This is a genomic window from Geomonas sp. Red276 (assembly GCF_054784495.1).
Map to the genome: position 1 here is coordinate 57,747 of NZ_BLXW01000012.1, position 22,737 is coordinate 80,483.

The window sequence follows — 22,737 nt, forward strand, 5'->3', positions numbered from 1 at the left end:
ATGCCGTTATTCAGCGTGGTGATACCGCTTTACAACAAGGAGTCCAGCGTGGCCGCCACCCTGGAGAGCCTCCTTGCCCAGAGCTTCGCCGACTTCGAGGCGGTGGTGGTGGACGACGGCTCCACCGACCGCGGGCCCGAGATGGTCGAGGAGGTCGCCGACCGCCGGATCAGGCTCGTTCGCCAGGAAAACGGCGGGGTGAGTGTGGCCCGCAACCGGGGCATCGCGGAGGCGACGGGAGAGTGGGTGGTCTTTTTGGATGCCGACGACCGGTGGGACGCCGACTACCTGGAGTCGTTCCGGGACGCCATCTCCCGCTTCCCCGGCGTCGAGGCGTGCTTTTGCGCCTATCACGAGATCACCGAGGAGGCCACCCGCGTGGTGGGGCTCGCGGACGCGGGATGCGCCCCCCTGCTGGTCGAGGATTACCTCGCCTTCGAACTCTCCACCGCCGGCATGTGGACCTCGGCCACCGCGGTCAAGCGGGAGGTCTTCGGGCGGGTCGGCGGCTTCACCCCGGGAGTCAGGATGGGGGAGGACCTCGAGATGTGGATGCGGCTCGCCTTCGAGTGCCCACGGATGGTGTACCTGCCGCGTGCGCTCGCCTGGTACGACCGCCGGGGAGAGGGTGCCTGCCGCCAGGACGCCCGCCGGCTCGCCGGGCGCGGAAAGCCCCACTACCCGCGGACCTTCCTGGTCATCGAAAAGTACCTGCGGGAGGGGCGGATACCTCCCCGGCTCCGTTTCTCGACCCGGAAGTGGCTGGAGGCCAAACTCCCCCCCTTCCTGCGCGACAAGGGGTACGGCCGTGGTTTCCGCGTCGGGTTCACCATGCTCTGGAGGCACGCGTCCCCCTTCCGCGACCCGCTGCTCTGGTCCAGGGGATGCGCGAACTTTTTGCTGGGTCTGCTCCTTTCCCTGCAGGGGCTCGTGCGGCTCGCCAGGGTATTGAAGGGGGCAGGGAAGGTCGCGGTCTCCTGAGAGGAGCCCGTTGCCAATTCACCGGAGGTGCCGCAGACGATGATCATCAGACTCGTTAAGAAGCTCATCCCCGAGAGGGTGAAGAGGATCTATCACCTCAGGAAGGTGCTCGGTTCCACCTCCTCCGCCATCAGGTACAGCGCCGCCCCCGGTGGAAAGGTGGTCGACGTCACGGTCGGCGGGGAGAATCTCCGCATCCGGGCGGGGAGCTCGGATCTGGAAGTGGCCATCAGCAGCCTCCACCTCGAGGAATACGGCGACATCTCGTGGCCGCACGCCTCGGTCATCGTGGACGCCGGAGCCAACATCGGCACCTCGGCCATCTATTTCGCCAGGCGTTTCCCCGAGGCGACCGTCTACGCCATCGAACCGGAGGAGGATAACTTCCGTCTGCTAGTGGAGAATACCGCCTCCTACGGAAACATCGTCCCCATCAGGGCGGCGCTCTGGGGAACCCGCTGCAGCAGGAAGATCAAAAACCGGCAGACCGGCCCCTGGGGCTACACGGTGGCGGACACCGACGGCGCGGCCGAGGCCACCGGGCAGGAGATCGACTGTATAACCATGGCCACCCTCCTCGCCGACTTCGGGCTGGAGAGGATCGACATCCTCAAGATAGACATCGAGGGAGGGGAGAAGGAGGTCTTCGAGGCAAGCGCCTCCTGGATCGACAAGGTCGACGTGGTGGCCGCCGAACTGCACGACCGTATCACCATGGGTTGCGACCGGGCCTTCTACCTGGCCACCAAGGATTTTCTGCGCTTCGACAAGCACGGTGAGAAGGTGACCGCTTACCGGTGCTGAGGTAACCTGGACCGCGGGTGCGAGGCGCCTCGCACCGCGGAGAATTGTGGAGTAGCAAAGAGGCATGTTCCCCTACCTGTTCACCTTGGCCGTCGTCGTCTGCCTCGGGTACCTGGCCACCCGCAAGGGTGTCCTTCCCCATGAGTCCAAGGTGTACCTGTCGGTGGCCTTTGCCGCCATGGTGCTTTTGGGCGGGCTGAGGGACCAGCGGATCGGGACCGACAGTCCGCTCTACGTCCGGCTGTGGGACGTCATCCATACCATGACCGACGTGGTGAGGGTGAGCCTGGTGGGGGGGGACGAGTACGGGATCTGGGTCTTGAGCTGGCTGCTGAAAAAGTTCTCCGACCAGTACATGATCCTGTTTTTCGCGGTGGCGCTCATCGTGGTGGGATGCTACTTCAAATCGATCGTTACCCATACGACCAACCTGACCATCTCGCTTTTCATCTTCATCACCACCGGTTTCTACACCTTCTTCTTCAACGGCGAGCGCCAGGGGCTGTCGTGCGCCATCTGTTCGCTGGCGCTGAAACCGGCCATGGAGAGGAACTTCAAGAAGTACCTGGCCATAGTCTTGCTGGCCCTTTGCTTCCACAAGACCGCCATCATCATGCTCCCGGTCTACCTGGTGCTCGGCAAGACCAACACCTTAAAGACCAATCTCCTCTACCTCGCGGTCGGCGTGGTGGGGGTGGTCGGCCTCCAGAAGGCGGTAGAGCTCAGCTCCAAGGTGGACGAGCGCTACAGCGGGTACGCGGCGGGCGCCGAGGGGGCCTCGGGCGGCGGCGGGTACCTGATCAGCGCCTTCAACTGTGGCTTGACCCTGTTCTTCTTCCTGATGAAGGACCGCATCACCGTGGACCGGCGCCGCTACGAGTTCTTTCTGAACATGCTCTCCTTGGGAGCGGTCATCTCCATGGTCTCGGCGGTGACCGGCACCGATCCCTCGGGCTTGTTGCGTTTCACCCTCTACTTCAACCTCGGGGCCGTCTTCCTGTGGCCCATTCTGTACGAGAACGTCGACAGCAGCTGGTCCAAGGTGGTCGCCAGCTACCTGGTCATGGTCTGCTACATCGTCTTCTTCACCATGACCACCCAGCGGTTCAGCGACCTCGCGCCGTACCGTTTCAACCCGCTGCTGACCCTGTTTTAGCGCCTGGAGATTGCTGGATGCCCATCAGCATAGGAATACCTTTTTACAATGCCGAAGCCTTTCTTGCCGATGCCATCAGGTCGGTGTTTGCCCAGAGTTACCAGGATTGGGAGCTGATACTGGTGGATGACGGATCCACCGACGGTTCGCTGGAGATCGCCCGTTCCGTGCGGGATCCCCGCGTCCGCGTGATCTCCGACGGCACCAACAAAAGGCTCCCCTACCGGCTCAACCAGATCACCGCCGAGGCGAGGTACCCGCTGATCGGGAGGATGGACGCCGACGACCTGATCTCCCCGACCCGCTTCGAGAAGCAGGTGAGGATCCTCGATGAACATCCCGAGCTCGACCTGGTCACCACCGGGGTCTGCTCGGTGACCAACGACCGCCGTCCGGTCGGGGTGCGCTGCGGCTCCCCCGATGACGAGATCACCGGCCGGGGGCTGCTTACCTGCCGCTGCGCGGTGGTGCACGCCGCCATGCTCGGGCGCCGGGCGTGGTTCCAGCGCAACCCCTACGACCCGGCCGCCAACCGGGCCGAGGACTACGAACTCTGGCTGCGGGCGTTCTCCAAGAACGACTTCAAGCTCCATATCCTCAACGAGCCGCTCTACTACTACCGCGAGGAGGAGAACATCACCCCCAAGCGGCTGATCGCCTCCTACCGGAGCCAGCGCGGGCTCTACCGCCGCTATGCCTTCCTGGGGCTTAGCCGCGGCGAGGTCGCCGTGATGCTCCTGAAATCGCTGGGGAAATCGCTCACCATCCGCCTGCTGGCCGCCTGCGGCCGGCTCGACCTGTTGCTCGAGCGCAGGAATAGCCCCATCGAGGACGTGAACCTCGTTTCCCATTTCGACCGCGAGATCCAGCAGGTGCTGGCGACCCGGGTTCCGGGGCTCGACTGATGGAAAGGATGCCCGCAATGGCCGATCAAAAAAGGCTCCTCATTCATGTCGCCACCGTCCCGCAGTTCCTCTACTACTTCCTGGACGGGCAGGTGGGGTACATGAAGTCCCAGGGGTTCGAGGTGCACTGCGTCTCGTCGGAAGGCGATCTCCTCGACGAGCTTTCCCAGCGCGAACAGGCGCCCGTGCACCGGATCGCCCTGGCCCGGTCGATCTCGCCGGCGGCGGACCTGGCGGCACTGTATCGCCTGTACCGGCTCTTCCGCACGCTCAGGCCGCAGATCGTGCACGCGCATACGCCGAAGGGGGGATTGCTTGGGATGGCAGCCGCCCGCCTGGCCGGGGTCCCGGTCAGGATCTACCACATCCACGGTCTACCCTACATGACCGCCACCGGGCTTTCCCGGAAGCTTTTGAAGTTCACCGAGCGGGTCTCTTGCCTTTTGGCCAACCGGGTGCTCTCGGTCAGCCCTTCCATCCGGCAGGTGGTCCGCGAGGACCTGATCTGCCCCTCAGAAAAAATCGGCGTCATCGCCAACGGCAGCATCAACGGCGTCGACGCGGCCGGGACCTTCAACCCGGAGAAGGTAGACCGCGGCCAGGTCAAGCGGGAGCTGAATATCCCGGACCGGGCGCAGGTGATCGGCTTCGTGGGGAGGATCGTGCGGGACAAGGGGATCGCGGAACTGCTCCAGGCGTGGGAAAGCCTGCGTCAGACCCTCCCCGAACTCTACCTGCTGCTGGTCGGCCCGCTGGAAGACCGCGGCGAGATCGCCCGCGCGCTCAGGGACAAGCACTCCCACGACCCGCGCATCATCTGCACCGGGGAGGTCCGCTGCGCGGCACCGTACTACGCCGCCATGGACGTCCTGGTGCTCCCCTCCCACCGGGAGGGCTTCGGGCAGGTGCTGGTGGAGGCCTCCGCCATGAACCTGCCGATCGTCGCCACCAGGGTCGCCGGCTGCGTCGATGCCGTGGTGGAGGGGGAGACCGGCACCCTGGTCCCCCTCAAAGACGCCCGGGCCCTGGAAGAGGCGCTCGCCCGCTACCTGCGTGACCCCGGCCTGATGAAAATCCATGGCGACAACGGGCGGCGCCGGGTGTTGTCCCTTTTTCGTCCCCAGGACGTCTGGAAGTCCACCCTGGCCGAGTACGCCCTTCTCTGCGGTGGACCGGGAGTGCCCGGCACCCCGATAGCCTTACGCGACAGTCCACAGATCGAAAGTAGGTTCTCTATGATCAAGATCCTGTACGTCACCCGCGTCCCCATTACCGCCGTCCGTTTCATCCTCCCACTGGCCAGCAGGCTCCGCGAGCTCGGGGTTACCGTGGAGTTTGCCTTCGGGGAAGGGGAGGGGCTACCGGACATGGACGCCTCGGGATTCCGGTACCACCTGATGACCATGAACAAGCGGTCCATCTCGCTGCAAAACGCCGCCGTGGTTCGCGAGCTGGCAGGGATCATCGAAAGGGGAGGGTACGACCTCGTCCACACCTATTCGCCGGTAATCGGCATCTACGGACGGCTGGCCGCCCGGGCCGCGGGAGGAAAGCGCCCGCTGGTGGTCCACTCCGTGATCGGCTCGCTCCTCGCCGAAGGGGTCCCCCTTTCCCACCGCATCATGTACATCGCCTCGGAGCTCTTCACCTCCTCCCTGGTCGATCTCTTCATCACCCTCAACGACGGCGATGCCGACGCCATGGTCCGCCACCGGCTGGCCGGCCAGGAGAAGGTCGTTTCGCTTAAGTACGAGTACGGGGTCGATCTCCAGGCCTTCGATCCCGCCGGAGTGGACCGGGGGAAGCTCAAAGAGGTGCGCTCCAGCCACGGGCTCGACAGCGGCGAGCCGGTGATCGGTTTCGTCGGGCGGATGATCGGCGCCAAGGGGATCCTCGATCTCTTCAACGCCTACCGGATGGTGCGCGAGCGGGGAATCCGGGCCAAGCTCGTCTACCTGGGGGATGTCCTCTCCACCGACGGCGACCAGCAATCCTTCCGGACGCTGAGGCGCATGGTGGCCGAGGCCGGGCTCGAGAAGGACGTCCTCTTCCTTGGCTTTCAGAAGGAAGTCCCCTTCTACCTGAGCCTCATGGACGTGGTCATTCTCCCCTCCCACCACGAGGGGTTCCCGCGCATCCCGGTGGAGGCGGGCGCCCTGGGGAAACCTTCCATCACGAGCGCCACCTCCGGGGCCGACGTCGCGGTGGAGGACGGGGTGACCGGGTACATCGTCCCCATCAAGGACCCGAAGAGCCTCGCCGAGGCCATCGAGAAGGTGGTCGGCCATCCTGAACGCGCCCGGGAGATGGGGGGGCGCGCCCGGCAGCGGGTGGTGGATCTCTTCGACCAGGTCAAGATCGTCGAGCAGCAGGTGGACATCTACCGCACCTTCCTCAAAGGGAAGGGGATCTCCTCGTTTCCGGGGAACCTGGCGGCGGGGGGGTAGAAGGAGCGATGAAGCGTCTGTTCGATCTCCTGGTGAGCGGCCTCCTTTTGCTCACCCTCTCCCCGTTTCTTCTGGCCCTCGCCCTCCTGGTGCGGCTGAAGTTGGGGAGCCCGGTGCTCTTTCGCCAGCAGCGTCCGGGGCTTAACTGCCGGCCGTTCATGATGTACAAGTTCCGGACCATGACCGACGCCCGCGACGGCCAGGGCGAGCTCCTTCCGGACCAGGTGCGGCTCACCCCTTTCGGGAGGTTTCTCCGCAGCACCAGCATGGACGAGCTCCCCGAGCTTTTGAACGTGGTCAAGGGAGAGATGAGCCTGGTGGGACCGCGTCCGTTATTGATGGAGTACCTCCCGCTCTACTCGGCCGAGCAGTTGCGCCGGCACGAGGCGCGCCCCGGCATCACCGGCTGGGCCCAGGTGAACGGCCGCAACGCGCTGAGCTGGGAAGACAAGTTCCGGCTGGACCTCTGGTACGTGGAGAACGGCTCCTTCCTGGTGGATCTGAAGATACTCTGGCTCACCGTGGCCAAGGTCTTCGCCCGGGAAGGGATCAGCCAGGAGGGGCAGGCCACCATGGAAAAATTCAGAGGCAACCAGTAACCATGGAGTACACATGACCGAATCAGCTAAACAGGGTATTTTCGTTTTCGGAGCGAGCGGCCACGCCAAGGTGGTCATCGACATCATTGAAAAAGAGGGGCGCTACCGCATCGCCTTCCTGGTCGACGACGACCCCGCCCTGAAGGGGCGCGAGATCTACGGCTACCCGGTAGTCGGGGGAAGGGACGCCTTGCGCGAGCGCTGGCTGAGGCAGGGAGTGATCGCGATCGGGGACAACGAATCGCGGCGCTCGGTGGCCGGCTGGCTGGCGGAAAACGGCTTCCGGCTGGTCACCGCGGTTCATCCGGCCGCCACCCTTGGCCGCGGCGTCAAGGTCGGGGACGGGACGGTCATCATGGCGGGCGCGGTGATCAATTCCGACGCGGTGATCGGCGAGAACGTCATCGTCAACACCCGGGCCTCCATCGACCACGACTGCGAGGTCGGGGCCTTTTCCCACATCGCACCGGGAGCCGTCCTCTGCGGAGAGGTCCGGGTCGGGGAGGAAAGCTTCGTCTGCGCAGGGGCCACCATCATCCCCAACACAACCGTCGGCTCGCAGGCGCTGGTAGGCGCCGGCGCCACCGTGATCGGCGACGTAGCCGACGGAGTCCGGGTGGTCGGGAACCCGGCCCGGGTGATCGGCGGTCCCAAGTAGCGTAACTCCTGGCAGCAGCAGGGCTCCCATGAAAAGGAGCTGGTCCCTGCTGAACGAGTGTGAGAGCCGATTTCCGGCCGGCGGGCCTCGAAGAGGAGGTCCGCCGGCCTAGCTACTATTTCTGCTGTCCCGGGCCACCGGGACGGGTAAGGAGTCACCATGAGCGCACCTCAACTGGCGGTCGAAGGCGGAGCACCGGTCCGCACCACCCCCTTCGCCCCCTGGCCCTACTTCACCCCCGAGGAGATCGCCGCCGCCACCTTGCCGCTGGCAAGCGGCAAGGTCAACTACTGGACCGGCACCGAGGGTCGCGAATTCGAGAAGGAATTCGCCAAGGCGGCCGGATGCAGCCACGCCATCGCCCTGGCCAACGGCACCCTCGCCCTGGAGCTCGCCCTCTACGGGCTCGGGATCGGGCCGGGGGACGAGGTGATCACCACGAGCCGCACCTTCATCGCCTCGGCGAGCTGCATCGTCATGCGGGGTGCCACCCCCGTGGTGGCCGACGTGGACCCGGTGAGCCAGAACGTCACCGCCGACACCATCCGCCCCCTGATCAACGCCAGGACCAAGGCGATCATCGCCGTCCACCTGGCCGGCTGGCCCTGCGACATGGAGCCGATCCGGGACCTCGCCGCCGAGCACGGTCTCAAGGTGGTGGAGGACTGCGCGCAGTGCCATGGCGCCACCTACAAGGGGAGGCCGGTCGGCTCGCTGGGTGACGTGGCCGCCTTTTCCTTCTGCCAGGACAAGATCATGACCACCGGAGGGGAGGGGGGGATCCTCACCACCAACGACCCCGCCCTCTGGGAGAAGTGCTGGGCCTACAAGGACCACGGCAAGAGCTTCCAGGCCGTCTACCACCGCGAGCACCCGCCCGGGTTCCGCTGGCTCCACGAGTCGTTCGGTACCAACTGGCGGATGACCGAGATGCAGTCGGCCATCGGCCGCGTGCAGTTGCGTCTGCTCCCGGAGTGGACCCGGACCCGCCGCGAGCACTCCGCCCTCCTCACCGCCTGCTTCGAGCGCCTCCCCGCCCTGCGGGTCACCGTCCCGGGGGAGGGGATCGGCCACGCCTACTACAAGTACTACGTCTTCGTGCGTCCCGACCTGCTCAAGGAGGGGTGGGACCGCGACCGCATCATGAACGCGGTGACCGCCGAGGGGATTCCCTGTTTCAGCGGCAGCTGCAGCGAGATCTACCTCGAGAAGGCCTTCGATCAGCAGGGGCGTCCGGCGAAGCGCCATCCGGTCGCCAAGGAACTGGGGGAGACGAGCCTCATGTTCCTCGTACACCCGACCCTTGGCCGCCAGGAGATCCTCGACACCTGCGCAGCGGTGGAGAAGGTGATGGCCGCCGCAGCCGCCGCCGGCCGAACGGCTGACCCGGCGACGGCCTACGGAGTCCCGGCCCCTGTTTAGCGCGTTTCGACCTTAACCCCTACAGATCGAGTCGAGCTATGGACGTTTCCGGTGTAAAAGAGGAAGTGGCCGCCGGCGGTTCCCCCTCCGGTGTCAGCGTGGTGATCCCCTGCCGCAATGTCGGGGACGCGCTCCCGCGCCTTCTGGACGCGGTCGCCCTCCAGAGCTTGCCGCCGGACGAGGTCGTGGTCGTCGACTCGAGCAGCGGCGAAGAGAGCGCCCGGGCCGTCGCGTCGTGGCACGGCCCCTTTCCGGTCCGCTACCGCCGGGTGGAGTTCGCCTTTCCCGGCCACGCGAGGAACCTGGGCGCCGAAATGGCCGCCGGCGAGTGTCTCGCCTTTCTCGACTGCCGCACCATCCCGGAACCGTACTGGCTTAAGGAATCTCTTTCCCTCGCCAGGTCCGGGAAGGACGTCGTGGTGGCCGGGCTTTTCACCGGGGCACCCATCACCCCCTTCCAGAAGATCGTGCACGCCGCAAGCTACGGCAACGGGGCGATCAGGTCGCTCCCCGGCACCATCGTTCCTCGCAAACTCTTCCTGGAAAGCGGAGGCTTCGTCCCCGGTGTCCGGGCCGGCGAGGACCTCGAGTGGTTCGCCCGGCTCAAGGAGCGGGGGGTGGACTGTTCCCTGCCCAAGCGGCCGGTGCTGCGATACGAGGGGTATCCCCTCGACCTGGGGAGCGCGGTCAGGAAATGGTATGTCTATTCCATCTCGACCGCCTCGCTGGAGATCATCAACGACCAGAAGCTGACCTACTGCCTCATCCTCGTGGTCGGGCTGCTATTGTTCGCCCACAGGTGGAACGCGCTCTTGGCCCATTGGAACGAGCAGAGCCTCTGGTACATTCCCCATGTCACCAAGATATTCCTCGGGATGGTGCTCGTCGGATACGCGCTTTTGCGGGGGATCATCAGGCCTCGCCAGAGGAAAGTGGATAACTCCTTCCTCTTTCCCTGGAGGTGGGTGGCCATCTTCGCCGTGGGGCTCACGCTCGACCTCGCCAAGGCTCCCGGCAGGATCTACGGGGCCATCCTCATGCTGAAAAGGCGGTTCAGAACCGGTGACCGTCCGGCGGTGAACTCATGAGCAGCCGGCCGGTCACCAGGGCGGGGGTGCCCCTTTGAAGGCGGTCTTTACCGGGTACTACGGGTTCGACAACTTCGGGGACGACCTCTTCACCCTGGCCTGCGCTCTCGGCGCCCGGCGTTTCTGGCCGGAGGTGGACTGCTCGATCGCCGCTCCGCCGACCGCCGACCTGGCGGCCACCGGGGTGAAGCTCTCCCCGCTCGTGTCGGCGAACGGAGACTACGGCCAGGGAGGGTGGCTGGGCTTTGCCTGCCGCCTCGGAACCCTGGTCCGCGCCCTCTCCGCCAACGACCTGGTGGTCCTCGGCGGGGGATCGGTCTTCACCAGCGGAAGCCTGACCGCCTTGCGCAGGGTCCAGGAGGCGGCCTGCGCCCTCAGGCTCGCCCGCTTCGCCGCGTTGGGGATCTCCTTCGGCCCCTTCGAGAACACCGGGCACGAGAGGCGCTGCGTCGAATTCCTGAAACGCTTCGAGTACATCGCCACCCGCGACATGGCGAGTCACCGGGCTCTCGAGTCCTACCGGCTCCCCGCCAAACTGGCAGCGGGGCGCGATCTCGCCGGCCTCATCCCGCTGCTGCACGAGCCTGCCCCGGCGCCTTCCTCGCGGCCGGTGCTGGGGGTCGCGCCCTGCAACTTTCTCAAACCGGGCGTCGGCGAACTGCACGATGAGCTGTTCGCGGCGGTTGAGACCTTCGCCGCCGGCCGCGATCTCCTGGTCCGCTGTTTCGTGCTGAACTCCCATCCCCGTTTCGGGGACGACGAGCTCGCCGATCGCCTCATAGGCAGGCTTTCCGCCCGCGGGGTCGAGGTGGAGGGGGCCTCGCTCAGCGAGGGGACTCTCCACGTCTGGGACCGAATAGCATCCTGCCATCTCATGGCCAGCGTCCGCCTGCACGGGGCGGTGGCCGCCTACCTGGCGGGGGTGCCGTTTTTGATGGTCGAGTATCACGACAAGTGCGGCGAGTTCGTGGCCGATGTCGGCCAGCCGGAGGTGCTCCGGGTGGGAAGGGGAGACGCCACCCGGGAGCGGATACTGCGGGCTCTCGAGGAGGGGTTGGCGGCACCACCTCCCTCTCTGTCGCCGCAGGAGTACGCCCGGCAGGCCGCCGTCAATTTCACCGCCGCCCCCTGGTGCGGTGACCGCGGGGGAGGGTGGGGCAGGAGTGGTGATGCTGCGTAGACTGGCCATCAAGATGACCCGGGGATGGTCCATCGAGGGGAGCCTGTGGGGGATACTCCTCGATCTCCGGAGCCTCCTCAGGAACCTCCGCGGCTCGCTTTTGCACCTCTGGACCTACCACTTCCGGCGGGCGATCCGGGAGGCCCGCAAGGTCCATTTCGGCTGCGGCCGCGACCTTCTGGACGGCTTTTGCAACGTCGACCTCTACGCCCGCTCGGCGGTCCGGCTCGATGCCCGCAACCGGACCCCGTTCAGGGACGGTTCGATCTCCTTCGTCTACAGCTCGCACCTGGTCGAGCACCTGGAGCCCCGCGATCTCCTGTTCCACCTGGCCGAGTGCCGGCGGATCCTGGAGCCGGGGGGGCTCCTGCGGCTGGCGGTCCCCGATTTCGCCGCCGTCTTCCGGGCTTACCTCGATCGCGATGCCCGGTGGCTGGAGTCGGTAAAAAAACTGCGTCCCCTCACCGTGGAGGTGACCGGCATCCCCGAAGAGCTCGTCTGTTACGCCGATTACCTCGATGCGGCGGTCCACGAGTTCGGCGAGCACCGGGTCTGCCTCGACTTCGAGCGGCTGCGCAACCTCTGCGTGCTGGCCGGTTTCGATCCCGCCGGCATCGGTGAAGGCACCTTCGATCCCTCGGTCGATTCCGAGCTGAGAAGGCCCTATTCGTTCTACCTGCTCGCCCGCCGGTGACCGCCCCCACGGGCGTGGCACCCAAACGAGAGCATCACGAGCCCCCTTGGCCAATGGCAGGGGGGCGGGAGTGGCCATGACCTCTACCAACAAGCCGCTGTTCGTCACCCAGCCGTTCATGCCCCCCCTGGAGGAGTTTCTTCCTTACCTGGAGCGGATCTGGGAGAACAAGATGCTGACCAATAACGGTCCCATCCACCAGGAGCTCGAGCAGGCCCTGTGCGACCACCTCGGGGTCCCGCACCTCTCCCTCTTCGCCAACGGCACCCTGGCCCTGATGGTGGCCCTCCAGGCCCTGCGGATCACCGGCGAGGTCATCACCACCCCCTACAGCTTCGTGGCGACCACCCACGCACTGCACTGGAACGGCATCCAGCCGGTCTTCGCCGACATCGACGAGGGAAGCTTCAACCTGGACCCGGCCAGGATCGAGGCGGCCATCACCCCGAGGACCACCGCCATCGTCCCGGTCCATGTCTACGGCAATCCCTGTGACGTGGAGGGGATCCAGCAGGTGGCCGACACCTTCGGCCTCAAGGTCATCTACGACGCCGCCCCCGCCTTCGGGGTCCGGGTCAACGGCCGCTCGGTCCTCAACTACGGCGACCTCTCGGTGCTGAGCTTCCACGCCACCAAGATCTTCAACACCTTCGAGGGGGGCGCCATCGTCTGCCAGGACGAGAAGATGAAGCGGAGGATCGACTTCCTCAAGAACTTCGGCTTCGCCGACGAGGTGACCGTGGTCGCCCCCGGGATCAACGCCAAGATGAACGAGATGCAGTCGGCCTTCGGCCTGCTCCAGCTCAAGTACCTGGACCAGATGATAGAGCGCCGGGCCGAGATCGACGCCGTCTACCGGGAGGGGCTGAAGGAGATCCCGGGGCTTAAGCTCTTCGCCCCTTCGCCGGAGGTGAGCTGGAATCACTCATCCTTCCCGGTGCTGGTCGAGCACGCCTTTCCCCTGAAACGGGACGAAATGTACCAGCGCCTGCGGGCCGAGGGTATCCACGTCAGGCGCTACTTCTACCCATTGATCAGCGAGTTCCCCGCCTACCGCGGCCTCCCGTCGGCCCGCCGCGACAACCTCCCGGTGGCGAGCCGGATTTCCAGCCAGGTACTCTGCCTCCCCATCTACCCGGCGCTCACCGCGGATGACCTGCAGCGGGTCCTCCGCCTGGTTCGCGAACTGGCCCGGGGGAACTAGGGACGGATGAGGATGCCACCATGAAGCAGCGAAACGTCCTGGTGTTTCCCGCCGGCTCCGAGATCGGCCTCGAGATCGGCCAGGCCCTCAGGTACTGCAAGGAGGTGCGGCTCTTCGGCGCCGGCATGGACATCTCCAACCACGCCCGCTTCACCTACGCCGAGTACCACGTCCTCCCCAGCATCCACGCCCCGGGGTGGGTGGATGCCCTGGCCTCTCTCTGCGCGCGGCTGGAAATCGACTACATCTACCCGGCCTACGACGACGTCATCGTGGCGCTCGCCGACCACGCCGGTGAGATCCCGGCCACCGTCATCGCCCCCGAACCCTGGAGCTGCCGGGTCACCCGCTCCAAACTGCTGACCTACCTGGCCCTCTCCGGGAAGGTGAGGGTCCCCGAGCTCTTCCCCTCACCGGAGGCGGTGGAGAGCTTCCCGGTGGTGGTGAAGCCCGAGCGCGGGCAGGGTTCGCAAGGGGTGCAGGTCGTGCGTACCGCCGGGCAGCTCGCCTCGGCGCTCGCCGCGGTCGAGGACCCGCTCATCTGCGAGTACCTGGCCGGGGAGGAATTCACTGTCGACTGCTTCTCCGACCGCGACCGGGGGCTCCTCTTCGCCGGTGCCAGGCTGCGCGGCCGGACGAGAAACGGCATCTCGGTCAACACCACCCTGGCCGAGCTCCCCGAGGTCCGCCCCCTGGCCGAGATCATCGGTCGCGAGCTGCGGATGCGCGGGGCCTGGTTCTTCCAGATCAAGAGGAGCGCCGGCGGCGAGCTGGCCCTGCTCGAAGTCGCCCCCCGGATCGCCGGCTCCATGGCCGCCCACCGGGTCACCGGGGTGAATTTCCCCCTCTTGAGCATCTTCGAGGCGGAAAGGCTCCCCATCACGGTCGCCCCCATCCCGGTGCCGCTGGAGCTCGACCGCGCCCTGGGAAACCGCTACCGGCACCAGATCAGCTTCTCCGCCCTCTACCTCGACCTCGATGACACCCTCATCTGCCGAAACGAGGTCAACCCGCGGGTGATGACCCTGATCTTCCAGTGCATCAACCGGAAAAAGCCGGTCTACCTGGTGACCCGCCACCGGGAGGATCTCTCCGCCACCCTGGCCCGCCACCGGCTCTCGGGGATCTTCGACGAGGTGATCCATCTCAGGGAGGGGGAGCCCAAGTCCGCCTGCATCAGGGAGGACGACGCCATCTTCGTGGACGACAGCTTCGCGGAGCGCCGCGAGGTGGCGCAGGCACGCGGCATCCTGACCTTCGACTGCAGCATGATCGAGATCCTGACCGACCAGGCCGAGGATATCCCGTAATAACCGAACAAAAGGCGGTGAACCATGGTGGATGCCAGCGGGGAGATGACCCTCCTCGACAACCTTACCCAGACCTACGTGACCAGCGAGAGCCCGCAGGACCGGGCGATCAAGAGCCAGGCGGTGCGGACCTTCGCCCCGTTCATGGCCCCCGGCCGCCACGGGCTCGAGTTCGGCTGCTGCGACGGCTTCATGACCGCCCTTTTGGCCGAGAAGCTCTCCACCCTGACCGTGGTGGACGGCTCCCGAATCTTCATCGACACCGCCCAAAAGAGGGTGCCGGGGAACGTCACCTTCGTCCACGCCCTCTTCGAGGAGTATGCCCCGGGCCGCAAATTCGACTACATCTTCGCCACCTACGTCCTCGAGCACGTCGCCGACCCGGTCGCCTTTCTGAGGAAGGCGGGGAGCCTTCTCAGCGCGGAGGGGCTTCTCTTCGTCGTGGTCCCCAACGCCCGCGCGCTCTCCCGCCAGCTCGCCCGCCACATGGGGCTCCTCGACTCTCTCTACCAGCTCACCCCCAACGACATGAACCACGGCCACCGGCGGGTCTACGACCGGGTTTCCCTCGACCACGAGATCGAGGAGGCCGGGCTTTTTCAGCTCTCCCGCGGAGGGCTCATGCTGAAGCTTCTCGCCGATTTCCAGATGGACCGCATGATCGAGGCCGGCATCCTCGGCGAGAGCCAGCTCGACGGCCTCTACAGGATGGGGCTCGAGTACCCCGAGCTGGCCGGCTCCCTCTTCTCCGTCTGCAAAGCCGCTCCATGAGCCTCAAGGGGAACGTCCTCGCCAATTACCTGGGGCAGGGGTACGTGGCGGTGGTGGGGGTGGTCACCCTCCCGCTCTACCTCCGGTTCCTGGGGGCCGAGGCCTACGGCCTGGTCGGCTTTTTCGCCACCCTGCAGGCCTGGCTCCTCCTAATGGACCTGGGGATGTCGCCGACCCTCTCCCGCGAGGTGGTCCGCTTCCGGGCCGGGGCGGCGGGGGCCGGTGAGCTTCTCGCCCTGGTGCGCCGTTTCGAATGGCTGTTCCTTGGCCTCGGGGTGCTCCTGTTCGCCCTCGTGGGCTTCGGCAGCGACGCCATCGCCCACCGCTGGCTCAGGCTCGAAAGGCTCGACCCGGGAGAGGTCTCCCGCTGCGTCGTCCTGATGGGGGGGATGGTTTCCCTTCGGTGGCTCGCCGGTCTCTACCGGGGAGGGCTCCTCGGGATGGAGCGCCAGGTCTGGGTAAACGGCGCCGCGGTGACCGTCGCCTCGCTTCGCTACCTGGGGGCGCTGGTATTGCTCGCCTGGGTCAGCACCGCACCCGCCGTCTTCTTCGAGTACCAGATGGTGGTTGCGGTGATCGAGGCGGGGATCTTCGGCTGGAGGTTCCGCAGCCTCCTCCCCGCGGGGCGGCCCGGCGTCGCCGGCGTGGAGTGGCCCCGCATCCTCGGCTTCGCGGGCTACAGCGCCTACCTTTCCGCCATCTGGGTGCTCCTCACCCAGGTGGACAAGCTGATCCTCTCCCGGCTGCTGCCGCTGGGAGAGTACGGCTATTACGCGACCGCGGTGGTGGCGGCCAGCGCCATCCAGGCCCTTTCCGGGCCGATCTCCACCGCATTTTTGCCCAGGATCACCTACCTCCACTCGCAGGGCAACGACGAGGAGCTCCGCTCCCTCTACAGCACCTCCACCCAGGTGACGGTGGCCATCACCGCCGCCTTCTCCGGGGTCCTGGCCTTCTTCGCCCACCCGGTCCTCATGGCCTGGATCAACGTACCGGCCACCGCCGGCTCGGTCTCCCGCGTCCTCGTCTGGTACGCCCTCGGTAACGGCATCCTCTCGGTGGCGGCCTTCCAGTACTACCTCCAGTACGCCTTCGGCCAGCTGCGCCCCCACGTGATCTTCAACACCGTGCTGGTCCTCCTCTCGGTCCCCGCCATCTCGCTCGCCTCGGTACGCTACGGGGCCGTCGGGGCCGGGGGGGCATGGTTCGGCCTGACCTTCCTCTCCTTCCTCATCTGGCCACCGATGGTCCACCGCCGTCTTCTCCCCGGCTTTCACCCGGGGTGGATGACCCGCGACATCCTCCCCGTCGTCGCCGCCACCACCCTGTTCCTGGGCGGCGTGAGGCTTTTGGGGATACCGTTCGAGGAACTCGGCCGGGCCGGAAACGTGCTGGCGCTCGCCGGTATCACCGCCGCTGCCCTGACCGTCAACGTGCTCTGCTCCCCGGCCTGCCGCGGCATCATCCGCAACGGGGTGGCCGGCTACCTCAAGGCGAGGAGCGCCTCGTGAACCCGAACGAGGAACAGATCCGCCGGAAGTGGCGAGGCGACAGTCCGGTGGTGAGCGTGGTCTGCATCGCCTACAACCACGAGGAGTATCTCCGGGACGCCATGCAGGGGTTCCTGATGCAGGAGACCGATTTCCCGTTCGAGATCATCGTCCACGACGACTGCTCGACGGACGGCACCGCCGGGATCATCCGTGAGTACCTGAAGGCGTACCCCGGGGTGGTCCGTGCCGTCTTCCAGCCGGTCAACCAGTATTCCCGGGGAGGTAAATGCTTTCTGCTGGCGGCCGCCCACGCGGTGGGGGAATACGTCGCCGTCTGCGAGGGGGACGACTACTGGACCGATCCCGAAAAGCTCCAGCGCCAGGTCGAGCAGATGCGCCGCCACCCGCAGTGCCAGCTGAGTTTCCATCCCGCCTGGAAGGAGGATCTCGGCAGGGGAGGGGAGAGGACCCTGTTCTGCCGGCGGGGCGAGGGGGACCGGATCTTCATCCCGCCGGCCATCATCGCCGAGGGGGGCTCCTTCATGCCGACCGCCTCGCTCATGCTGACCCGCCGGTTCATGGACCAGCTCCTCGACCCGGCCGCCGACTTTCACCGCAGCTACCTGACCGGGTTCTTCATCCAGTTCTTCGGTGCCCTCGAAGGTGGTGCTCTCTACCTCGACCGGACCATGTCGGTGTACCGCCACATGAGCAAGGGGTCCTGGAGCGAAACCACCGCGGGGAGCGCCCGGCACTTCCTCGCCTGGGGAGATACCCATCTTGCCGCCATCGCCGAGGCCGACCGCCTGACCGGCGGGAGGTACCGCCGCGAGTTCGACGCGCTCGGTAAACGGTGCCTCCACGCGGTGCTCCGCAACTGCTCGGTCCCGGCGGCCGAGCGCGGGGCGTTCGGAAAACGGCATGGCTGGAGCTGGCGGGATCGCTTGGCCTGGATCCTCGTTTACCGCAACGACCGCCTCACCGGTTTCCTTCGCCGCCTGGCACGGGCCGGACGTCCCCACCGGGGCTAAATCGTAGAATAGTGCCCGGGCCTTGACCGCAGAGTCTGGGCCACCCGGGGGTAAGCCGCCGGCATCCACTCTCAGCCTCTATCCCGTTCTCTTTTAGCCTCGTCCTTTCCACTCTCAACGCCCCTTTACCCGGCCGCCCATCGACTCATTTCGCCCCGTTATCCTCATTGCGGTCCCCTCCCATTCTTTGTGAGCGCCCTCGTGCCGTGATCGATACCCCACCGCGGCCGCCTCAACCATTAAAAACTTGCAATTGACGGAATTTGATCTATCTAATATACATTGCATTCCGGAAGGAGCGCTCCCTTCCGCCGGATGTCCATCCTTCTTAGTCCGGGGGTGCGTGATGAACGGTTCCCGTTGCGATCTTTATCCCCGAGCCCGGGCGGTCACCAAGGAAGACCATCGCCTGCGCAATGGTCACAGCCCCGCCCTTCTCTGGTTCACCGGGCTCTCCGGATCGGGAAAATCGACCCTCGCCGAGGCGGTCGAGGCCGAGCTCCACCGGAAGGGGTGGCATACCTACCACCTGGACGGCGACCACTTAAGAAGCGGCCTGAACGCCGACCTCGGTTTCAGCGACCAGGACCGCCGCGAGAACATCCGCCGGGTGGGGGAGGTGGCCAGGCTCTTCACCGAGGCCGGCATGGTGGTGCTCGCCTCCTTCATCTCCCCCTTCCGCGAGGACCGGGAGCGGGTGCGCCGCCTGTTTCCCGGCGGCGAGTTCATCGAGATCTACCTCAAGTGCCCGCTTTCCGTCTGCGAGGCGCGCGACCCCAAAGGGCTCTACCGAAAGGCCCGCCAGGGTGCTCTCCCCAACTTCACCGGCCTCGACAGCCCCTACGAAGAGCCCCAGCACCCCGAGATCGTCATCGATACCGCCCTGACCGGCATCGATCTCTCCGTGCGGGCCATCCTCTCACACCTCGGAGTCGTCTGAATGATCCCCGCCAATTCCCCTCTCTCCCCGGCCCTGGAGGAGCGCATCCGGCTGGTACTCGCCGGTCACGTCGACCACGGCAAGTCCACCCTGTTAGGCAGGCTCTACGCGGACACCGACTCCCTTCCCGAGGGGCACCTGGAGAAGGTCCGCAACATCTGCCTTCGCCAGGGAAAGCAGCTCGAGTACGCCTTCCTGTTCGACGCCTTCCTCGAGGAACAAGAGCAGGGTATCACCATCGACACCGCCCGGACCTTCTTCACCTGGCGGGGACGCCACTACCTCATCCTGGACGCCCCCGGTCACAAGGAATTCCTCAAGAACATGGTGACCGGTGCCGCCGGCGCCGAGGCCGCCGTCCTCATCATCGACGCCGAGCAGGGCGAGCAGGAGCAGACCTGCCGTCACGCCTATCTGCTGGGGCTCCTCGGGGTCCGGCAGCTCCTCGTGGTGGTGAACAAGATGGATCTCGTATCCTTCGGCGAGGAGCGTTTTCGCCGGGTGGAGGAGCGTTTCAGGAGATTCCTCTCTCCGCTGGGGCTAGCACCCCGCGCCTTTCTGCCGGTGAGCGCCCGCGAGGGTGACAACGTGGTGCAGGCGAGCAGCCGGATGCCCTGGTATGACGGTCCCACCCTGCTGGAGAGCCTCGAGCGGCTGGAGAGGGTCCCGGCCCGCGACGACCTCCCCCTCCGCTTCCCGGTCCAAGACGTGTACAAGTTCGATGCCCGGCGGATCCTGGCCGGCCGGGTGGAGACCGGGCAACTGACGGTGGGAGACCAGCTCCTCTTCTCGCCGTCGGGAAAGAGCGCCCGGGTCAGGAGCATCGAGGCCTTCAACGCGGTGCCTCCGGCCGAGGTGGGGGCGGGGAGGTCCACCGGCTTCACCCTCAGCGAAGAGCTTTTCATCGAGCGCGGGGAGATCGCCTCCCTAATTGAGACCCCGCCGCTGGTATCCTCAATTTTTCGCGCTACAATCTTTTGGTTTGGCTGCGAACCCCTCACCAAAACCAGGCGCTACCGCATCCGGATAACCACCTGCGAGGTGGAGGCGGAGATCGTCTCCGTCCGGACGGTGATCGACGCCTCGACCCAGGCGGTGATTCCCGGCCGTGAGCAGGTCGGCCGCAACGAGGTGGCCGACGTGGTCATCAGGACCCGGCGGGCGGTCGCCCTGGACCGCTTCTCCTCCATCGAGGTCACCGGCCGCTTCGTCATCGTGGACCGGCTCGACATCGTGGGGGGAGGCCTCGTGGTCGAGCCCCTTGGCGATGGTGCCGTCGAGGTTACGGAAGGGGAGGGGAGGGAGCCGGCCGCAGCCGGCGGCGTCACCGCCGACGAGAGGGCGCTGCGAAACGGCCACCGCCCCGTTCTGGTGCTACTGCAGGGGAGGGAGATGGGCGGGTCCGGAGAGCTGGCCGCCAGGGTCGAGCGCGACCTTTTCGAAGCGGGGCGCCACGCGATCCTGCTGGACCGGGCCTATCGCGAGGCGAAAGGAGCGCCGCCACCGTCGGGGGCCACCGCCGAAGGGGAGGGGTTGGGCTACATCGGGACCGCCCGGGTGCTGCTCACCGCCGGCCACATCGTCATCGCCGAAGAGGCGCTGGTGCCGCCGGGGATGGCGGAGGCGGTGCTTCCATTTGAGACGGTGAGGGTGCCACCTGAGCATGGGCAACGGGAGGAGTTCGGTTCCGACGAAGTAGCGAGGCTGGTGCTGACCCTTTTGCAGGGATAATCATCATGGCGATTTTAGTCTGTTTCAGGGTACCGGTTTAATAAAGTCAGTATCAGTTTCATTACCTCAAAGATTGATAGTTTCATTCAGCTCTTTGCATGCCGAGTCATCCCGCCGTGTATGAAGCGGGTTGGCAGACCTCTCGATCTAATCAAGTTCGTTACTGGAACAGCGAAGAGCAATAATACTGTTCCCGGTCTAGTTAAACTTTTTACATATTGCTTGTTGCTTTTTAAAAAATCCCTGCTATAGTTTCACCCTTATCACCGGGCCGGTCCCGGTGTAGCTGTGTGATTCAATGGCGGTGTGAGTCTGGGGGCGAAATGTTCCGAACCAAGAGGTTGCTGGTTTTCTGTCTAGATTTCATCCTGATTGCTGCCTCGCTCGTTGTTTCTTTTCTCCTTCGTTTCGATTTTCAGATCCCGTCCGATCAGTGGGAGTCGCTCTACCGTGGCATAACGGTCGCCCTGATCGCCAAGCCGATCCTCTTCGCTGCATCCGGCATGTACCGCAGCATCTGGCGGTACGCCTCCATCCAGGACGCCTACCAGATCTTCAAAGTGGTCACCTTCTCGGCCATGGTCACCGCCTTCATCCTGATCTCCCTCCAGGGGCCGTTTGCCATGCCCCGCTCCATCTACTTCCTCGACTGGTTCGTGCTGTTCGGCATGGTGGCCGCCAGCAGGCTCGTCTGGAGGATCTATCGCGAGACCCGGGTGGTCCCTTCCGTCCGCAAGGGGAAGAGGACGCTGATCATCGGCGCGGGCGACGCCGGCAACCTCCTGCTCAAGGAGATCAGGAAGCAGTCCAACTCCCCCTACAACGTGGTCGGGTTCGTGGACGACGACAAGGACAAGCGCGGCCTGCGCCTTTCCGGGGTGCGGGTGCTCGGCGGTACCCACCGGCTGCGGGCCCTGATCCGGACCCACAACATCGAGGAAGTGATCTTCGCCATCCCTTCCGGCGACGGCGCCCTTATGCGCCGGGTCATCACCAATTGCGAGCGGGCCAAGGCCCGCTTCAAGACGCTCCCCGGGATCACCGCCATCATCGACGGCAAGGTTTCCGTCTCCCAGATCAAGTCGGTGGAGATCGAGGATCTCCTCGGGCGTGAGCCGGTGGTGCTGGACCAGACCGCAATCCGCAATTACCTCACCGACAAGAGGGTGCTGGTGACCGGCGCCGCCGGGAGCATCGGCAGCGAAATCTGCCGCCAGGTGGCCCGCTTCAATCCCGCCAAACTGGTCCTCTTCGACAATGCCGAGACTCCCCTTTTCTACGTGGAGAAGGAGCTCACCGCTGCCAACCCGGACCTGCGCATCATCCCCATCGTGGGGGACGTGAAGTGCCAGGACCGGGTGGAGGCCATCTTCGACGAGTTCGGCCCCGACGTCGTCTTCCACGCGGCCGCCTACAAGCACGTGGCCATGATGGAGTACAACCCGACCGAGGCGATCCTCAACAACGTGATGGGCTCCCGGATCGTCGCCGACGCCGCCCACAAGTTCAAGGTCCATAACTTCGTCATGGTCTCCACCGACAAGGCGGTCAACCCGACCAACATCATGGGGGCTACCAAGCGGAGTGCCGAGGTTTACGTCCAGGCACTCGCCCGCTCCAGCCGCACCAAGTTCACCACCGTCCGCTTCGGCAACGTCCTCGGCAGTAACGGCAGCGTCATCCCCCTCTTCAAGGAGCAGATCCGCAAGGGGGGGCCGGTCACCGTCACCGACAAGGACGTCGTCCGCTACTTCATGACCATCCCCGAGGCCTCCCAGCTCGTGCTGCAGGCCGGCTGCATCGGGAAGGGGGGGGAGATCTTCGTCCTCGACATGGGCGAACCGGTCCGCATCCTGTCGCTCGCTGAGGAGCTCATCAGGCTCTCCGGTCTGGTTCCCTACCGGGACATCGATATCGTCTTCACCGGCCTCAAACCGGGCGAGAAACTCTTCGAGGAACTCCTCATCGACGGCGAGGGGATCAAGCCGACCACCCACAGCAAGATCCGCGTCATGGCCCCGGTCGACACCGACCTCAGAAAGACCACCGAGGCACTCGAGGATCTCTTCAGCCTGGCCCGCGGCGCCGACATCTCCGGCGTCATGAAGGTCCTCAAGGAAGTGGTGCCGGAGTTCCACCCACGCTACAATTTCCAGGATTCGGCGCCTCCCCCGGCCTTCCAGAGTCTCCGCCCCGACCTCTTTCCGCAGCGCCCGAACGTGGTGAGGAACCTCAGGGTGGCGAGCCCCAACGAGGGGTCGGCTGCCTGAACCCGGATCCGTACTGCGTTTCCGCCCGGATCGCTCCCTTAAAAACTCCGTCT

19 protein-coding genes are annotated in these 22,737 nt (G+C 65.6%); all 19 read left to right on the forward strand.

From position 1 onward, the window contains the following. The 19 genes from ACYVL5_RS10375 (at nt 1) to ACYVL5_RS10465 (ending at nt 22,684) form a co-directional block, all read left to right on the forward strand. The gene (locus ACYVL5_RS10375) at nt 1-981 is read left to right on the forward strand and encodes a glycosyltransferase family 2 protein (RefSeq protein ID WP_460595495.1); all 981 of its coding nucleotides are present in this window, start codon (nt 1-3) and stop codon (nt 979-981) included. Between the two features lie 39 nt (nt 982-1,020). Then, complete coding sequence (locus tag ACYVL5_RS10380; protein ID WP_460595496.1) at nt 1,021-1,785, forward strand: class I SAM-dependent methyltransferase; 765 nt, start codon at nt 1,021-1,023, stop codon at nt 1,783-1,785. A gap of 64 nt (nt 1,786-1,849) precedes the next feature. Further along, complete coding sequence (locus ACYVL5_RS10385; RefSeq protein ID WP_460595497.1) at nt 1,850-2,941, forward strand: EpsG family protein; 1,092 nt, start codon at nt 1,850-1,852, stop codon at nt 2,939-2,941. Between the two features lie 17 nt (nt 2,942-2,958). Continuing rightward, the gene (locus ACYVL5_RS10390) at nt 2,959-3,846 is read left to right on the forward strand and encodes a glycosyltransferase family 2 protein (protein ID WP_460595498.1); all 888 of its coding nucleotides are present in this window, start codon (nt 2,959-2,961) and stop codon (nt 3,844-3,846) included. A gap of 17 nt (nt 3,847-3,863) precedes the next feature. Further along, nucleotides 3,864-6,293: a glycosyltransferase family 4 protein gene (locus tag ACYVL5_RS10395; RefSeq protein ID WP_460595499.1), complete on the forward strand. Its 2,430-nt coding sequence runs from the start codon at nt 3,864-3,866 to the stop codon at nt 6,291-6,293. Nucleotides 6,294-6,301: 8 nt separating this feature from the next. Continuing rightward, entirely contained in the window at nt 6,302-6,892 is a 591-nt protein-coding gene (locus ACYVL5_RS10400; RefSeq protein ID WP_460595500.1) for a sugar transferase, read from the forward strand. Between the two features lie 13 nt (nt 6,893-6,905). Further along, nucleotides 6,906-7,550, forward strand: coding sequence for an acetyltransferase (locus ACYVL5_RS10405; protein WP_460595501.1), 645 nt, complete (start codon nt 6,906-6,908; stop codon nt 7,548-7,550). 159 nt (nt 7,551-7,709) lie between these two features. Then, nucleotides 7,710-8,972 carry a DegT/DnrJ/EryC1/StrS family aminotransferase gene (locus ACYVL5_RS10410; protein WP_460595502.1) on the forward strand — a complete coding sequence of 421 codons (1,263 nt, stop codon included), beginning with the start codon at nt 7,710-7,712 and terminating at the stop codon, nt 8,970-8,972. A 38-nt stretch (nt 8,973-9,010) separates the two neighbouring features. Further along, the gene (locus ACYVL5_RS10415; RefSeq protein ID WP_460595503.1) at nt 9,011-10,060 is read left to right on the forward strand and encodes a glycosyltransferase family 2 protein; all 1,050 of its coding nucleotides are present in this window, start codon (nt 9,011-9,013) and stop codon (nt 10,058-10,060) included. A gap of 34 nt (nt 10,061-10,094) precedes the next feature. After that, entirely contained in the window at nt 10,095-11,240 is a 1,146-nt protein-coding gene (locus ACYVL5_RS10420) for a polysaccharide pyruvyl transferase family protein (protein WP_460595504.1), read from the forward strand. Then, entirely contained in the window at nt 11,230-11,934 is a 705-nt protein-coding gene (locus ACYVL5_RS10425; RefSeq protein WP_460595505.1) for a class I SAM-dependent methyltransferase, read from the forward strand. Before ACYVL5_RS10420 ends, ACYVL5_RS10425 begins: the two co-directional genes overlap by 11 nt. A gap of 76 nt (nt 11,935-12,010) precedes the next feature. Beyond that, entirely contained in the window at nt 12,011-13,138 is a 1,128-nt protein-coding gene (locus ACYVL5_RS10430; protein WP_460595506.1) for a DegT/DnrJ/EryC1/StrS family aminotransferase, read from the forward strand. A 20-nt stretch (nt 13,139-13,158) separates the two neighbouring features. Next, the gene (locus ACYVL5_RS10435) at nt 13,159-14,448 is read left to right on the forward strand and encodes an ATP-grasp domain-containing protein (RefSeq protein ID WP_460595507.1); all 1,290 of its coding nucleotides are present in this window, start codon (nt 13,159-13,161) and stop codon (nt 14,446-14,448) included. Between the two features lie 24 nt (nt 14,449-14,472). Next, nucleotides 14,473-15,219 (forward strand): class I SAM-dependent methyltransferase, encoded by a 747-nt coding sequence (locus ACYVL5_RS10440; RefSeq protein ID WP_460595508.1) that lies wholly within the window; start codon nt 14,473-14,475, stop codon nt 15,217-15,219. Then, the gene (locus ACYVL5_RS10445) at nt 15,216-16,730 is read left to right on the forward strand and encodes a lipopolysaccharide biosynthesis protein (protein WP_460595509.1); all 1,515 of its coding nucleotides are present in this window, start codon (nt 15,216-15,218) and stop codon (nt 16,728-16,730) included. Before ACYVL5_RS10440 ends, ACYVL5_RS10445 begins: the two co-directional genes overlap by 4 nt. Continuing rightward, nucleotides 16,727-17,743 (forward strand): glycosyltransferase, encoded by a 1,017-nt coding sequence (locus ACYVL5_RS10450; protein ID WP_460595510.1) that lies wholly within the window; start codon nt 16,727-16,729, stop codon nt 17,741-17,743. The genes ACYVL5_RS10445 and ACYVL5_RS10450 overlap by 4 nt, the downstream gene beginning before the upstream one ends. Before the next feature lie 346 nt (nt 17,744-18,089). Beyond that, nucleotides 18,090-18,683 (forward strand): adenylyl-sulfate kinase, encoded by a 594-nt coding sequence (cysC, locus tag ACYVL5_RS10455; RefSeq protein ID WP_460595511.1) that lies wholly within the window; start codon nt 18,090-18,092, stop codon nt 18,681-18,683. Continuing rightward, on the forward strand, nt 18,684-20,414 hold the full coding sequence (locus tag ACYVL5_RS10460; RefSeq protein ID WP_460595512.1) for a sulfate adenylyltransferase subunit 1: 1,731 nt from the start codon (nt 18,684-18,686) through the stop codon (nt 20,412-20,414). It abuts the gene before it with no gap. A 323-nt stretch (nt 20,415-20,737) separates the two neighbouring features. Beyond that, complete coding sequence (locus tag ACYVL5_RS10465; protein WP_460595513.1) at nt 20,738-22,684, forward strand: polysaccharide biosynthesis protein; 1,947 nt, start codon at nt 20,738-20,740, stop codon at nt 22,682-22,684. Nucleotides 22,685-22,737: the final 53 nt, after the last annotated feature.

Excerpts from the sequence above, each read along its gene's own strand:
- ACYVL5_RS10390 (WP_460595498.1), top strand. The coding sequence starts at position 2,959 with ATGCCCATCAGCATAGGAATACCTTTTTACAATGCCGAAGCCTTTCTT.
- ACYVL5_RS10415 (WP_460595503.1), top strand. The coding sequence starts at position 9,011 with ATGGACGTTTCCGGTGTAAAAGAGGAAGTGGCCGCCGGCGGTTCCCCC.
- cysC (WP_460595511.1), top strand. The coding sequence starts at position 18,090 with ATGAACGGTTCCCGTTGCGATCTTTATCCCCGAGCCCGGGCGGTCACC.
- ACYVL5_RS10405 (WP_460595501.1), top strand. The coding sequence starts at position 6,906 with ATGACCGAATCAGCTAAACAGGGTATTTTCGTTTTCGGAGCGAGCGGC.
- ACYVL5_RS10445 (WP_460595509.1), top strand. The coding sequence starts at position 15,216 with ATGAGCCTCAAGGGGAACGTCCTCGCCAATTACCTGGGGCAGGGGTAC.
- ACYVL5_RS10375 (WP_460595495.1), top strand. The coding sequence starts at position 1 with ATGCCGTTATTCAGCGTGGTGATACCGCTTTACAACAAGGAGTCCAGC.
- ACYVL5_RS10440 (WP_460595508.1), top strand. The coding sequence starts at position 14,473 with ATGGTGGATGCCAGCGGGGAGATGACCCTCCTCGACAACCTTACCCAG.
- ACYVL5_RS10380 (WP_460595496.1), top strand. The coding sequence starts at position 1,021 with ATGATCATCAGACTCGTTAAGAAGCTCATCCCCGAGAGGGTGAAGAGG.
- ACYVL5_RS10395 (WP_460595499.1), top strand. The coding sequence starts at position 3,864 with ATGGCCGATCAAAAAAGGCTCCTCATTCATGTCGCCACCGTCCCGCAG.
- ACYVL5_RS10465 (WP_460595513.1), top strand. The coding sequence starts at position 20,738 with ATGTTCCGAACCAAGAGGTTGCTGGTTTTCTGTCTAGATTTCATCCTG.
- ACYVL5_RS10425 (WP_460595505.1), top strand. The coding sequence starts at position 11,230 with ATGCTGCGTAGACTGGCCATCAAGATGACCCGGGGATGGTCCATCGAG.
- ACYVL5_RS10460 (WP_460595512.1), top strand. The coding sequence starts at position 18,684 with ATGATCCCCGCCAATTCCCCTCTCTCCCCGGCCCTGGAGGAGCGCATC.
- ACYVL5_RS10400 (WP_460595500.1), top strand. The coding sequence starts at position 6,302 with ATGAAGCGTCTGTTCGATCTCCTGGTGAGCGGCCTCCTTTTGCTCACC.
- ACYVL5_RS10430 (WP_460595506.1), top strand. The coding sequence starts at position 12,011 with ATGACCTCTACCAACAAGCCGCTGTTCGTCACCCAGCCGTTCATGCCC.
- ACYVL5_RS10435 (WP_460595507.1), top strand. The coding sequence starts at position 13,159 with ATGAAGCAGCGAAACGTCCTGGTGTTTCCCGCCGGCTCCGAGATCGGC.
- ACYVL5_RS10385 (WP_460595497.1), top strand. The coding sequence starts at position 1,850 with ATGTTCCCCTACCTGTTCACCTTGGCCGTCGTCGTCTGCCTCGGGTAC.
- ACYVL5_RS10410 (WP_460595502.1), top strand. The coding sequence starts at position 7,710 with ATGAGCGCACCTCAACTGGCGGTCGAAGGCGGAGCACCGGTCCGCACC.